This is a genomic window from Streptomyces sp. NPDC030798, assembly GCF_055572275.1.
This window is the reverse complement of record NZ_JBVIDR010000002.1, coordinates 792,796-806,291: the sequence shown is the minus strand read 5'-3', so window position 1 is coordinate 806,291 and position 13,496 is coordinate 792,796. Positions and strand designations below refer to the sequence as shown.

The 13,496-nt window shown below is 68.7% G+C and carries 10 protein-coding genes; 7 read left to right on the top strand and 3 right to left on the bottom strand.

What is annotated here, in order from left to right; all coding sequences use genetic code 11:
• The first annotated feature begins 252 nt into the window (after window positions 1-252).
• The 6 genes from mobF to ACZ404_RS08020 all read left to right on the top strand — a co-directional run bounded on the left by mobF (window position 253) and on the right by ACZ404_RS08020 (window position 9,178).
• Window positions 253-5,031, top strand: a complete 4,779-nt coding sequence (gene mobF / locus ACZ404_RS08045) for a MobF family relaxase (protein ID WP_468437041.1) — start codon at window positions 253-255, stop codon at window positions 5,029-5,031.
• 18 nt (window positions 5,032-5,049) lie between these two features.
• Window positions 5,050-5,346 carry a hypothetical protein gene (locus tag ACZ404_RS08040; RefSeq protein WP_468437040.1) on the top strand — a complete coding sequence of 99 codons (297 nt, stop codon included), beginning with the start codon at window positions 5,050-5,052 and terminating at the stop codon, window positions 5,344-5,346.
• 204 nt (window positions 5,347-5,550) lie between these two features.
• Window positions 5,551-6,504: a DUF4365 domain-containing protein gene (locus ACZ404_RS08035; RefSeq protein ID WP_468437039.1), complete on the top strand. Its 954-nt coding sequence runs from the start codon at window positions 5,551-5,553 to the stop codon at window positions 6,502-6,504.
• A gap of 382 nt (window positions 6,505-6,886) precedes the next feature.
• Window positions 6,887-7,459: a GIY-YIG nuclease family protein gene (locus tag ACZ404_RS08030; protein ID WP_468437038.1), complete on the top strand. Its 573-nt coding sequence runs from the start codon at window positions 6,887-6,889 to the stop codon at window positions 7,457-7,459.
• 325 nt (window positions 7,460-7,784) lie between these two features.
• Window positions 7,785-8,795, top strand: coding sequence for a hypothetical protein (locus ACZ404_RS08025; protein WP_468437037.1), 1,011 nt, complete (start codon window positions 7,785-7,787; stop codon window positions 8,793-8,795).
• A gap of 26 nt (window positions 8,796-8,821) precedes the next feature.
• Window positions 8,822-9,178: a hypothetical protein gene (locus ACZ404_RS08020; protein WP_468437035.1), complete on the top strand. Its 357-nt coding sequence runs from the start codon at window positions 8,822-8,824 to the stop codon at window positions 9,176-9,178.
• A 176-nt stretch (window positions 9,179-9,354) separates the two neighbouring features.
• On the opposite strand, the gene ACZ404_RS08015 is transcribed toward ACZ404_RS08020, so the two are convergent.
• From ACZ404_RS08015 to ACZ404_RS08005, 3 genes are all read right to left on the bottom strand, one after another.
• On the bottom strand, window positions 9,355-10,245 hold the full coding sequence (locus ACZ404_RS08015) for a hypothetical protein (RefSeq protein ID WP_468437033.1): 891 nt from the start codon (window positions 10,243-10,245) through the stop codon (window positions 9,355-9,357).
• Between the two features lie 78 nt (window positions 10,246-10,323).
• Window positions 10,324-11,355 (bottom strand): hypothetical protein, encoded by a 1,032-nt coding sequence (locus tag ACZ404_RS08010; protein ID WP_468437032.1) that lies wholly within the window; start codon window positions 11,353-11,355, stop codon window positions 10,324-10,326.
• A gap of 148 nt (window positions 11,356-11,503) precedes the next feature.
• A complete protein-coding gene (locus ACZ404_RS08005) occupies window positions 11,504-11,866 on the bottom strand; it encodes a type II toxin-antitoxin system prevent-host-death family antitoxin (protein ID WP_468437030.1) in 363 nt (120 codons plus the stop codon).
• A 415-nt stretch (window positions 11,867-12,281) separates the two neighbouring features.
• On the opposite strand from ACZ404_RS08005, the gene ACZ404_RS08000 reads away from it, so the two are divergent.
• A complete protein-coding gene (locus ACZ404_RS08000; protein WP_468437028.1) occupies window positions 12,282-13,487 on the top strand; it encodes a hypothetical protein in 1,206 nt (401 codons plus the stop codon).
• The last annotated feature ends 9 nt before the right edge of the window (window positions 13,488-13,496 follow it).

Here is a 13,496-nt window from a genome sequence, read left to right as displayed (position 1 = left end):
AGTCGGAGGCTCGCTCCCGGACAGCCCGGACCACCCCCTGTGGAAAACCAGAACGTGGTGGTTGTCCCCAGGGGCGCTCAGGAGAGCGCCCCTGGGGACAACCACCAGCGCTGCGCGGACCGCGCCAACGGCACGGCCGGGATTGCTCGTTGGCCGGCTCGTTCCTCGCCTTCCCCAACTCACTGCACCCGACCACGCCGTTGGCGCGGTCGAAGCTCTTGCATTCACAATGTCACAAGGTAGGCTGAGCGCATGATGACCATCCACAAGCTCAGCGCTGGGGATGGTTACCTGTACTACACACGTGAAATCGCCACCGGTGACGAACGCCGGTCGGGCAAGCGTGAATTGAGCGACTACTACACGGCCGATGGCAACCCACCCGGCGTCTGGGTTGGCGGCGGGGCCGACGAACTTGGCGTCCAAGGCACCGTCACCGAGGCCCAGATGAAGGCCCTGTTCGGTGAGGGTCTGCACCCGGACGCCGACCACATCATCGCCGAGGCCCAGGCCCAGGGGCTCAGTCCGGCCGCCGCCGTGCGACAGGCCCGGCTCGGCCGGCGGTACTACCAGTACGAGCAGACCGAAGGCCCGCTCGCCGCCCTGATCCAGGATGCGATCCAGGACTTCGAGACGCGCGAGAGACGCGAGGCGACCGACGCCGAGCGCAAGCGCATACGTGGGCGTGTCGGCGCCATAGCCTTCCGCGAGGACTTCGGTCGGGCCCCGAAGGACGCCGAGGAACTCAGCCGCTACATCAGCGCCAACACCTCCTGTGGTCGCCAAGCGGTCGCGGGCTACGACCTGGTGTTCCGAAACAAGTACGGCTCCGTCCTGTGGGCGCTGGGCGATGAGGAAACCCGTCTTGAGGTGCAGGCTGCCCACGAGCAGGCCATCGCCGAGACGCTCGCCTGGATCGAGGAGAACGCCCTGGCGACCCGTACCGGCATCAACGGCATCGCGCAGGAAGACGTGCGCGGCGGCCTGATAGCGGCCCGCTACCGGCACTACGACAGCCGCCGCGGCGATCCGCTGCTACACGACCACGTCGTCGTCGCCAACAAGGTCCGCGGGCTGGATGGCAAGTGGCGCAGCATTGACGGCAAGCTGCTGTACGCGATGGGAGTTGCGGCCAGCGAGCTGTACAACCAGCGCGTGGTCGAGGAGTTGTGCCGCCGACTCGGAGTACAGGCTGAGGAGCGGGAGGTCACCCCCGGCAAGCGGCCCGTGATGGCCATCAGCGGCCTGGAAGACGACCTGATCGAGGCGTTCTCCAAGCGGGCCCAGGACATCCGCAAGGACTTGGACAAGCTGCTTCAGCAGTACCGGCACCGGTATGGCAAGGAGCCCGACACCGGCGCCCGCATGGCCCTCATCCAGCAGGCCGCGCAGATGTCCAGGCCGCACAAGAAGAAGGCCCGTGCGCTTTCGGATCTGCGCGCGGCCTGGCGTGAGGAGGCCATCGCGCTGTTCGGCGCCGCGCGGGTCGACGGCTTGGTGGAGCACCTGCGTGCCATCGCCCGCCGCTCGGCCACGGATCAGGACCCGGTCGCCGCGGTCGACGTCGAGCAGGCCGCGCGGGACGTGCTGCAGGTGGTCTCCTCCGAGCGCTCGGTGTGGGGTGAGCGGCATGTGCTCGCCGAGGCTCGACGCCATGTCGTTCGCCTGACCCGGGGCCGTGGCGACACCCGGGGACTGGCTGAGCGGATCACCCGGCAGGTGATCGCGCACGGCTCGATCGACCTGACTCCCCCGGACCTCCACCAACCCTTCGCGCCCTTGCTACGCGCCGACGGCAGCAGCATCTACCGGCGCCGCGAGTCCCGGCTCTACACCTCCAGCGAAGTCCTGGCGGCCGAGTCCCGCATCCTGAACGCCGCGCGTACCTCGGTCATCCCGCCGCTGGGCACCGACCGTTTCACCGCCATCGCCGACCGCTTCGGCGGGCCCCCGCTCGACCCCGGCCAGCGTCGCCTGGCCCAGGCGTTCGCCTGCTCCGACAAGCTGGTCGTCGTCGGCATCGGTCCGGCCGGCTCGGGCAAGACCACTGCCCTGCAGTTGGTGCGCGACGCCGTCACCGCCGGCGGCGGACGCCTCATACCTCTGGCCCCGTCCAGCCGGGCGGCGAAGGTCATGGAGGACGACCTGGGCACCGTCGCCCACACGATGCACAGCTGGATCGCTCAGCGCGACCGGCTCGCCGAAGGACGCAAGGTCAAGGACGCCTTCCAGCTCCGTCCCGGGGACGTCATCGTCGTCGACGAGGCGGGCATGGCCGGAACCCGCAACCTCGCCCGGATCGTCGCCGAGGCAGAAGCAGCCGGCGCCCTGGTCCGCCTGATTGGCGACCCCGCGCAGCTCGGCGCGGTGGAGTCCGGCGGCGCCCTGCGGCTGGTGGCCCGCGAGGTCGGCGCGGTCGAACTGGAGCAGTTGCACCGCTTCCACACCGGCGGGGAAGCGGAGGCCACCTTGGCGCTGCGCGACGGCGATCCAGCCGACGCGTGGACCTGGCATCTCGCCCAGGGCAGGATCGTCGGCGGGGGCCCGCAGGAGATGCTGGACTCGGTCTTCGCCGCCTGGCAGACCGACACCGAGGCCGGCCTGCACTCGCTGATGATGGCCGACGACACCGATGCCGTCCGCGAACTCAACCTGCGCGCCCAGGCGTTCCAGATCGCCTCCGGCCGCCTGGACCTGACCCGCTCCACCGCCCTGCGCGACGACCTGCAGGCGGCCGTCGGCGACCTGATCGTCACCCGGAGGAACCAGCGCCGCCTGACGGTCAACGCAGGCCTGGACTTCGTGAAGAACGGCGACCAGTGGCGCATCGAAGCCCTCGACCAGGCGGGCAACGCCACCGTCCGGCACACCGGCCACGGCGGCCGTGTAGTGCTCCCGGCCTCCTACCTGCGACGGCACGCTGAACTCGGCTACGCCTCCACTGTGCACCGCGCGCAGGGCCTGACGGTGGTGACCGCGCACGGTTTGATCACTGCCAGGACCAGCCGCGAGTCCGCGTACGTCATGGCAACCCGCGGGCGTCTGTCGAACCGGCTGCACGTGGTCGCGGACGAGGGCCAGAGCATGCGGCACGTGCTCGACACGGTCGCACGCAGCAACCGCGGCTCGGTCTCCGCGCACGAGACCATCCAGGCCGAGCAGGACCGTGCCTACAGCATCGGCCAGCTCGCCGCCGAGTACACCGACGTCCACGCCCGCGCGGTCAGCCACCGCATCAAGAACCTCGCCCGACGCGTCCTGGGCGGCGCGGCCGAGGCGTTCATCGACTCCGACGCCTGGTCCGCGGTCGAGCGCTCGCTGAAGAAGGCGGAAGCCGAAGGCTGGGACGCCGCCCGGTTGCTCGCCGCCGCGTACGGCGAACGCGACTTCGCCGACGCCGAGGACGTCGCTGCGGTGCTGTCCTGGCGCATCGACGCCCGGGGGGAAGAGGGCCGCGCTGCCGCCGAGCGTGCCGCCGAACGGGAGTCGGACCCGGGCCGCAGCCGCCCGCTCAAGCACCTCGACGAGCCGTTACTCGACCGCCTTCTGGAGCGCGCCGAGCGCCTGCGGCGCGAGGCGCTGGACGAACTGCACCGCGCCGACGCGGCGGTGGCTGGCCAGCCCCGCCATATCGTCGTGAACGGCCTGCCGCACCCGGCTTGGCCGCGCCGACCGCACGGTCACCTCACCCGCGCCGACCTCGCCGCCGCCATCGCCGACGCCCGGCGCCGCATGCGCCGCGCCGCCCTCGAAGGCGATCAGGCCGCCGAGCGCACCGCCGCCGCGGAGCACGCGGAGCTGCGCCGCGAGCAGAAGCTGCGGCGGGACATGCGCCCTCTCGACCGCATGCGCGAGGACTGGCAGCGTGAGCCCCGGCGCGGCGCCAGCCACACCGCCCGCCAGCCGATCGAGGTCACCCGCCGCGAGCTGACCGCCAACCTGCACCGGCAGGACGAGGCCCGCCAGCGACTGCGCCGCGCCGAGATCATCGCCGAGCGCATCCGCGCCGAGCGGCGCCTGCGCGACCAGCTCCCCCACGGCCCCGCCTCGGTGCCGGACCACTCGGGCCCGCTCCCGGACTGGCTTGCTCCCTCGGCCGCCGTACGGGACGCGGACACCCCCGAAGCCTGGCGCGCCCACCTGGTCGAGCGCCGCATCGTGCTCTCCCAGCGGCTGGAGCACAACGGCGCGCTGCTGGCCGCGCACCCGCCGGCCTGGGCGCGCATGCTGGGCCCTGTCCCGAGTACCGGCACCGAGCTTCGGACGCTGTGGGAGCGCACCGCGGCGCTGGCGGATGCCTGGCGGGTCCGGCACGGCTTGGACGACGCCGTCGAGGGCATCGGCGAGCAGCCCGAGGACCCCGGCGACGCCCACGCCTGGGCGACCCTCCAGGATCGGATCGACGAGGTCAGTCGGCGCACCCGGGCGTGGGCTGCCGCCCGCGCGCGGCCGGACGATCCCGTCTCCGGCATACGCATCGCGGCGCGTACCGCTGAGGCCTTCCACCGCCGCCTCCTGGAGGCCCGCTTCACCGACGCCGACGACCGGCATGCGGTCACGGCCGCCGCCGCGGGGTTCGCTGACGTCGCCTTGCGTCTGGTGTTGGACGGCGAGGAACCGCCGGAGCAATGGGTCCAGCAGATACCAGCGCCCGACGAGCAGGACGAGGAGCAGAAGGCCCAGTGGCGGGAGCTTGTAACCGCCTTGGCGAGCTGGCGCATGCTGCACCAAACTGACAGGGACGACCCCCTCGGGGAGAGCTCCGATGAAACCGACCTGCGTGCGCAGTGGACTGAGCTGCACGACGCCCTGACACTCTTCCAGCGCTCGCGGATCCAGCAGCGGCTCGCCGAGCTGCACGCCCTGCGCGAAAGCGAGCGCGCCCGGCGGGGCCTGCCGCCGACCGGCAGCCCGGACATCGCTCGGACGGTCGCCTCCTCCCGGCGAGCCCGCCAGGCGGCGGAGGACGAGCAGCAGCGCCAGCAGCGTCCCGGCCCCGGTGTGGGCCCCCGCCGGGGCCCAGTTAGCTAACAACGAAGGAGAGGAAACATGGAGGAGCGGCCGACCGACGGCCTCAGTCAGGAGCAGCGCGGACAGCTCGCCTCGTGGCTCGCCGAGCGGCAGGCACGCATGGCTGCCCTCGGGCACACCTCGCCTCCGGAGGGCACCCTGGATGAGCGGCTGCGGGCCATGGACGCCGCATTCGAGGCCAGCCCCGACAGGGACGACGAAAAGGCACAGGAGAACCACGAACTGCGCCGGACGGTGGCCATTCTGGAGGAAGCGATCCGCGCCCTCCTCAGCGGTCAGCTGCCCCTGCCCGGGACGGCCACGACTCGAAGCTGAAGAAGGCTGACGCCTCGGCTCACTACCGCACGCCTACGCGTTGGGCGCCTGACCCTACCGGTGCATCTGCCGCTCCTCCCTGTACCTCAGCGTGCCGCCGCAGCGGCTGCGGCGGTCAACCGCTTGGCAATGCGCCGACGTCGTCAGTGTTGAGCCCGGTACTGCCGCCACGCGGCGCGCCGAGGACAGCGAATAATGGCGGTCATGATGCGCCGCATGCCCGCTGCCAAGGTCGGCAGTGAAGGAGTCACTCACACCCAGCTCGCTGTCCAGGATGAGTTGGGGTGGCTGTTTAGGGAGCAGCCGACCGAGGACTACGGGATCGACGCCCACGTCGAAATCGTGGAGACGGAAGAAGTGCTGGGTCGACTGCTCGCGCTGCAGATCAAGAGCGGTGAGAGCTGGTTCAAGGAGACCACTCAAGACGGCTGGTGGTTCCGGCCCGATGCCGAACACGTCCAGTACTGGCTCAACCACTCCCTGCCGGTCGTAGTGGTCCTGTACGAACCGAAGGCTCGGGTCTGTTACTGGCAGCTCGTCAGCCGCGAGACGCTGCAAAGAACCCGCCAGGGTGGTTGGAAGCTGCTCGTTCCCTGCAATCAGATCCTCGGCAAAGAAGCGGCTTCGGCGCTGCGCGAGGCCGCCGAGGGCGACCCGTACGTGCTGCGCATCCGTGATCTGCAGCTGGCTCGGCCGTGGATGGAGCGACTCGCGGCCGGCGAGCGCCTCGTCATCGACATCGAGGAATGGGTCAACAAGACCTCCGGACGGGGCGAGATCGTCCTCGGCGTCGACAACGAGGACGGCCAACCGCCGACCGAGCTCGCGAGGTGGCCCATCATGCTCGGACTTTCCAGCTACGCCGATGTCGTGCCGGGGCTGTTCGCCTGGGCTGAAGTAGGTCTCCACGAAGAGACCTACGATGAAGCCGACTGGGACCAATACGACACCGAATGCCGCGTCTGGGACAGCGAGATCACCTTCCACTCGGAGGAGTACAGCGATTGGAAGCAGGGCCAGTTTTCCGGGCTGCGCCCATACACTGACGACGGCGAGGTCGCGCTGTGGCGTCTGGAGCTGACTCTGAACGAACTAGGCACTGCCTTTTTGGTGGTTGACAGGTTCGGAGCCACGGGCAAGCGTCAGCTTGTGCAGTAAGCCGTGAGGCCGGGTTCCTCGGGTGCTGACGATCGGACCGTCGGCCTTGACCGACAGACGATCTCCGGCGTCGGTGGGCTCTGTCAGCGGTCATGTGCTTCGGCATCGGCGGTGGATGGTGTCTTACCCGAGTCGCAAGACTTTGCCGTCCCGTGATCCGTCGCAGGCGCCGCGGGCAGCCCGGGGCGCTCCCGCTCCAGCCCGACCCGCGCGTCGGCCTCCTGGCAGAGCAAGTCTTCGTCGCCAGGCTGCGGGCACTGAACCTCGTCTGCGGCCGGCTGCCCGCTGCGTGAGCTCCACGGTGCGAGTGCGAGGGGCACACCGCTCGATCGCACGGTTCAGAGCGGTTGATCTGTCGTACCCAACCCCTAAGCTCGTCGCCGTGGAAGAAGCCATGGTGTGTGCTGCTCTCGCTGCCTTGGCCAATGGCCTGCAGTACACAGCAAAGGAAGCCCTTGAGGTGGTGCCGTACGAGGCAGGCCTCTATGCGGTCCATGGCGACCTGCTGGCGGTCGAAGGACTCGCGGTAGGTGCGGTGGGCCATCCCCTCTACGTGGGGAAGGCAGAGCGCAGCTTGGTAGGGCGCGATCTGCGTACACATTTCGCAACGGGCAAGACTGGCTCCTCCACCCTACGACGGACACTCTCGGCGCTCCTGCGGGAACCACTCGAACTACGAGCAGTGCCCCGCAACCTCGCTCGGCCCGACGGCAGCGCCAACTACTCTCTGGAGAACAGCGGCGATGAGCGGCTGTCGGCATGGATGCACGCGAGGTTGCGGCTCTCGGTGTGGGTACGGCCTGACGGCGTGGTCCTCGATGAGGTTGAGACTGCCGTCCTCAAGGCGTTACGGCCGCCTCTCAACTTGGCCAAGATGGGAAGCCTGGGTGACCGCAGGGTCAAGGCAGCTCGCGCAGCGATGGCAGAGGAGGCGAGGGCCTGGCGAGAGTCGTAGCAGAATCTACGGTCGCGCCTGAGCTGGGTGCGGCTGGTTTCGAGGAAGCCGTGTTCAAGGAGGCTGCAGGCACCGACTCTTATATGTCACCCGTCGGCACAGTCCTGGGCTGCGGGACCCTCCCCGACCACCCTCAACGTGGACACGCGGCTACAACCCGCTACGCTCCATCCTGCTGAGGAGTGCAGCAACATTTGACGACGGCCAGACTCCCGGGCGAGACCAACTAGACTCAAATCTTCCCCTTTTTGACGCTAACTCAGGTGACAGCGCGGCACGTGAAGGACCTGGAGCCCGTCGCGGCGTACATCACACGGAGGTCACGATGCAGTTCCCGGTGATCCCCGTGGCCGTCGCCGCTGGCACGTCTGCCGTCGGCGTGATTGGAAACAAGGTCATCGCGGATCGAGCAAAGAAGAAGATCGCAGACCTCCAGGCCCACCACGATGCTGAGCACGCGAAGCACCGCGGCATCGCCGAATCCACCATCGCGCAGTTGAGAAGCCTGGGCATTCGGCAACAGTCCGCTCTCGATACCGTGACGCCTCGAATACGGGCCTTTGCTGAACGCAACGAGCGGCAGCTACGGATGCATGGACGCCAAGTCATCGAGAGCGGAGAGGCGCCGACGAATCGCGAAATCGATACGTCGCCCGAGGTCTCCGGCATCAGCGGGACCACGTCCACGATGAGGGGCATCGCGTCGGCGGCCGCCGGAATCGCACTGAGTGGTGCCACGTATGCAACTGTCGCAAATGTCGCCACCGCGTCTACCGGTACTGTGATCAACACGCTGAGCGGCGCAGCAAAGAGAAATGCCACCCTGGCGGTCATTGGAGGCGGCACGAAGGCTGCTGGTGGCGGGGGCGTCGCAGCAGGCGTTCGTCGGCTCAACATCATCACGGCGGTACCGGCGGTCGCGTTGACCGTCGGATCGCTGATTAAGCAAAAGTCCGATGTGGACAAGGATGTCGCGAAGTTCGACGCAGACGTCAAGAGGGCAGTCGCCACTTACCACCGGAGCTCGGTGCTCCTTCAAGCCGTGGACAGCCGAATCGGCGAGTTGCTCGCCGTGCTGGCTGGGATGGTTCGACGGGCCGGTGACGCGCTCGACCACCTGGAAGAGGCTGAGCGTGCGCCCGGCGGGTTCGACCTCGACTGCGATGACCATGCGCACCGGCTCCATACGGCGCTTCAGCTGGTGAAGGGCGTCGTCGAACTCGCCGAAGCACCTGTGATGAACCCAGATCTGACGCTCGACACGAGCGGCGAAATCCTCGTGGTCAAGTACCGCGACTACAGCCCGGAGTCCACGAATGCCTTAAGGCCCGTGTAAGTACCGTCGTCGAAACGGTCGGCCGTGTGGCCACCACCGCGGATGCCGCCCAGTACCTCATGGCGATCATCGACGTCGCCAAGGGCATTGACGCCAGTCTGACGGAGCGCGCCCGGATTGCCGCGGACCGCGACAAGGAGGTCGCCAGAATCAACGCCGCAAGCCAAGGCCTGCGGGACTACCTGGACCACGTATTCGGCGAGCGTCGCGACCTGCACCGAGGCTTCTTCGCTCGACTCGACAGGGCAATCGAGGACCGCGACCCGGAGACTGTGCAGGCTTGCGTCGCCGGGATCGTCGAGGTCACGAAGCACTCTCCGCTGAACGACATCGCCGAACTTCGCTCAATCTGGGCAGACCCGAGAGCAGTGATCGAAATTTAGGGTCTGAACCCGCACATTCCGCGAGGTGACAGGCGTCCTGCCGCGCGAGAACTGGGTGGCGACTGAAAGTCCAACCGGACCTGTGCATCGGGTTGCTGCCCGAACATCTCGAAGCGGTGAGGCGCTGGCTCGCATCGGCCGGGGCTCCGCGGTCGGCGCGGCCTAACGTCGAGCCGCTACCGCTCTGCCTCCGCCAGCGCGAGCAGCCGCTCAACGGACACCGACGTCGCGTCGAACGTCTCCGTGTAGCCGCCGATCGGCATCTGCACGTCACCGAGGAACACCCCGTGCCCTCCGATCCTGAGTCGGCGGATCACGCTCTGCTCAACCCGATAGGCATCCGCGCCCGTGGCAAAGTCGATCTGGGTGAACGGCACCCAGCCGTGGACCCGGAACCGGGCAACACGGTCCTCGCGGGTCCGTAGCCCAGTGATCCCGATCTTCACGGCACCGTACTCCGCGTGGGAGAGGACGTACAGGCGGGCCGGGGCGCCCGGATCCAGTCCGTAGCGCGCACAGTGCTGGCAGCACTCGCCCCTGGTCCGGACGTTGTTCAACCGGGGCGAGGAGGTCTTCGTACACCGCTCGCATAGCGAGAGCCAGGGCGAGGCGATGTTCTTGAACGGCTCCAGGGGGCGGAAGCCGGCGGCCCGCATGTCAGCGACCGCCTCGTGCGGGTCACCGGGGCCATAGCGCTTGCAGAACCGGCAGCCGCCGTTGCGGCCGGTGACGTTGTCGTACCGGGGCGCCACGATGTGCCCGGCCGCTACGCACTGTGAGAGCCACGGCTTGCCAGTCCCGAGGAAGTCCACCAGCACGATGAAGCCGTGCTCCAGCATCGCCGCCTTGGCCTCTTCTGGGTTCTTCGGGGCGTTGGGCGCGCACCAGATGCAGGCCCCCTGGCCGTTCATCACGTTGTTGCGGTTCGGATAGATGACCTGCTGGCACGGGATGTGACGGCACATCCAAGGTTCGCGGGCGCGGCCTGGGTAGGGCTCCAGAGGCTCGGCGTTGCCCAGCCGACGCATGTCAGCAGCCGCGACGTTGGCGGGGATCGAAGTGGGCACTGCCGTCCTCTGTCTGGGGGCTGAAGTGGTCTTGATCGACGGCGAGGGGGCCCGCCGCCGGGTCGCGCTCGGCCTGGTCTACTGCTCTGGGTACGTGGTGAGGTACTGCAGCGCGGCGGAGAACGCGGTCACCATGTCGTTCAAGTCGACCGTGCTCCGGAGCACCGCCGAGCTTCCCTGCCCGCCGCCTTTATATCCGTGGTACCGCGGGTGGCCTTTCCCTCTCGACTTCTCCGTCTTGAATCCGTCGTCTTCCGGTGCCACCACCATCGCCTGGACGGTCGAGCCCGCGTGCTGCACGAAGCTACGGCGGGCGAGCCAGCCTCGATGTTGGTCCGCGAGTTCTCCGTCGGCCGCGGGCGTCGCCCCTGGGATCCCAACCATGATGCGGATCTCAAAGGGAGTGCCCGTGCCGCCTCTGGGACTCCTCGGATTTAGGCGCTGGATCTCGGCGGCAACGTAGCCGTCCGCCGTCTTTCGCCAGGCGCAGATGTTCGCGGCTCCGGCCTCAGAGCGTTGCTTCGGCTTGAAGATCGTGCCGGGTGGGGCGGTAGCCTGCGTCATGCTGGCCAGTCGCCGCAGACGCAGTGCGTCGCTCAGCCCGATGGAGGCCTGGCTCGCCGGACCTATTGCCTCGGCCTCCAGTTGTATGAACTGCTGGAGGGCTCGTTGGGATAGGAGTCGGGCGAGGTCATCCGGCGAGCGGTTCCAGCTGGCGAGGAGGCCGGCGACGGTGAGCTGACGCGACCAATGGCTCGGCTCGTTGGGGATGGGATCAGCGTTCGGGCCCACCAGGTAGTGGGCTGATACCGGTATGCCCTTCGCGTCCGCCCAGGCGTCGTACGCCGCGAACTGATCGCCGTGAGCACCAGCACCGAGCTTCACCTCAATCACCGTGCGCTCGATGTCGTCCAGTAGGACGATGAAGTCGGCCCGGCCTGCTGGGGCTTCTCTGCCTGCCTTCACCGAGGCCTCCCGCCAGACGGTGATCCTGCCCGGTGCCAGGAGCAAGGCAGACCGGAGCGGCTCAGGATCCAGCTCGGCGATGAGGCACAGCAAGTCAGACCAGTCGTCCTCGGTACGGAGAAGGCGCGTCAGTCCGTAAGTCACGGCCGGACGCTACACGCCACCTCTGACAACTGGTGCCGGGGTAGGGCCGTTGTCAGAGTCGGCTGCCACGAAGGTCACCACGGCCCGCCTCAGGTCCGAAGCCGGCCACCGGCTCCTCTCAAAGCTTGCCGACTGCCCACGGGGTGCACTACGCACCGTAGAGGCGCCCAATCCGGCGGAGCACGCCACCGCCAGCCGCCTGTTCGGCCGGAACCGAGGGGCCGTCGACGACAAGCCGCCGCACCCACGGCCCGCTCCCGCCCGGCTCCGGCGTCTCGATCCACCATCCGCCGTCCTCGTCGCACCACACCCGTGCGGACGCGGCGGCGCCAGCCGACGCAACTGCCACCGGTTGTTCCTCGCCCGGTACAACCGGCACCACAGCGGCAACCCGTCGACCGTTGCGCGTCAGGTAGGTCACCTCGCCCAGATAGGTCGCCCGGTTGACGAGTTCACCCAGCTTGCCCCGCGCCGCCTCAATGCCCTGTTCCCTATCGCCCACCTCACCCATGCCGCGCATCCTAACTTCCTCAAACCTTAAGGTCCTTCAGGTTAGTGTGAATCTCGCAACTCCTTTCCGACAGCAACGCTCTTTGTTCTCGGAGGACTTGATGAGTCACCACCCAACCAACACATGGCTCGTCGCCCGTCACGGCACCGTCAGACGATCGACGATGTGCGATCGCGCGGTGAGGCGGATAGCCGCCCCGGTCCTGCTAGCCGTTGCGCTCACCCTCGTCAGCGCTTGTGGTGGCTCCGATAGCGACGCGCAGCAGCCATCCCCCTCGCCGACCCGCACCCAAGGCACAGGCACGACGCCGGTGCGGCTGCCGGTTCCGGACGGGTTCGATGCCACCCGCGGCTGGAGCACGAAGGCCAGTCCCGAGACCCCGGACGTTCAGGCCGGGTCCAGTGGCTTCCCCCTGGTGGCCGTTGCGCCCCGCAGCAACCTGGTGGTGCAGGCCGCCGAAGACACCTCCCGCGTGCAGGCGTACGACCTGGCCACCGGCAAGGTCGCCTGGACCTTCACCCCGGCCGCGCTGAGCGACGTCCGCACCGGCGTCTTCGTCGTGACCGTCGGGGGCCGCGAGCAGGTCCTGCTCGCCCGTCAGGGCAAGACCAGCGGCAACGGGCTGAAGCAGTCCGCCCCCACCGTCACGGTGGACATCATCCCCGCCCGCTCCCCGGCCAAGGCGACCGCCGCCCACCATCTCGACCTGCCCGTCCCGTCCGACCGGGCCCTGTCCTTCGCCGCCAGCGGCAGCGGCTTCCTGGTCGGCGCCGCGGACCACGGCACCTACAGCCAGGCCACCGTCATCGACCCGGCCACCGGTGCCAAGCGTTCCGTCACGGCCAAGGACGTGACGATACCGGGCTGCGGCGGGGCCACCTGCACGCTTAGTGCCACCCCGACGTTCGCGACCTCCGCCGGCGTGGTCTCCACGTACCAGCAGACCACCGGCTGTGACCGGTGGGGCAACGGCAGCGGCCAGCCGTGCACTACCGGCTTCCAGGTCGGCGATGCGTGGACGAGCACCACCACCGCCCCGCGCGGCATGCACACCGGCATCCCACTGGCCGTCACGGGCAAGTACCTCATCGCCGCCTGGCACTCCAGCGACTCCCAGACCGACCAGCCCGCCCTCAGCGCCGACTCGAAGACCACCTTCACTGTCCAGGATCTGGCTACCGGGAAGACGATCGCCTCGGTCAGCTGCACCTCCGCCGATCGACTGGCCTTGCAGCCCGGCTCTGCGCAGAGCTCCACCCGCACCTCCGCGAACGGCCGCTACCTGGTCTCCGGGCAGACCGCCTTCGACCTCAACTCCCGTACCGGCCGCTGCTACACCAGCTCGGCGAGCAGCAAGGGCATCGACTTCACCGCGGTCGGCGACGACGGCACCGCCTACGGCCTGATCCACACCGGCGACGGCAGTGACGCCTCCAGCCTGTACGGGCGACTGCCGATCGCCCCGGACGGCACGGACAGCACCGAGCAGGGTGCTCGCGTCGACCTCGCCGCGGGTAGCGCCAAGGCGCTGTCCGAGGCGGCCGAGGTCCCCATCTACCTGGCCGCCTCCAACGGCGTTTTCCGCACCGGCGAGATCCTGGCGGTCTACGCCCGCCGCTGAACGGCGCCC

What these genes read in the sequence shown, in the direction of transcription:
- mobF (WP_468437041.1), top strand. Translation starts at nt 253, where the DNA reads ATGATGACCATCCACAAGCTCAGCGCTGGGGATGGTTACCTGTACTAC.
- ACZ404_RS08040 (WP_468437040.1), top strand. Translation starts at nt 5,050, where the DNA reads ATGGAGGAGCGGCCGACCGACGGCCTCAGTCAGGAGCAGCGCGGACAG.
- ACZ404_RS08035 (WP_468437039.1), top strand. Translation starts at nt 5,551, where the DNA reads ATGATGCGCCGCATGCCCGCTGCCAAGGTCGGCAGTGAAGGAGTCACT.
- ACZ404_RS08025 (WP_468437037.1), top strand. Translation starts at nt 7,785, where the DNA reads ATGCAGTTCCCGGTGATCCCCGTGGCCGTCGCCGCTGGCACGTCTGCC.
- ACZ404_RS08005 (WP_468437030.1), bottom strand. Translation starts at nt 11,866, where the DNA reads ATGGGTGAGGTGGGCGATAGGGAACAGGGCATTGAGGCGGCGCGGGGC.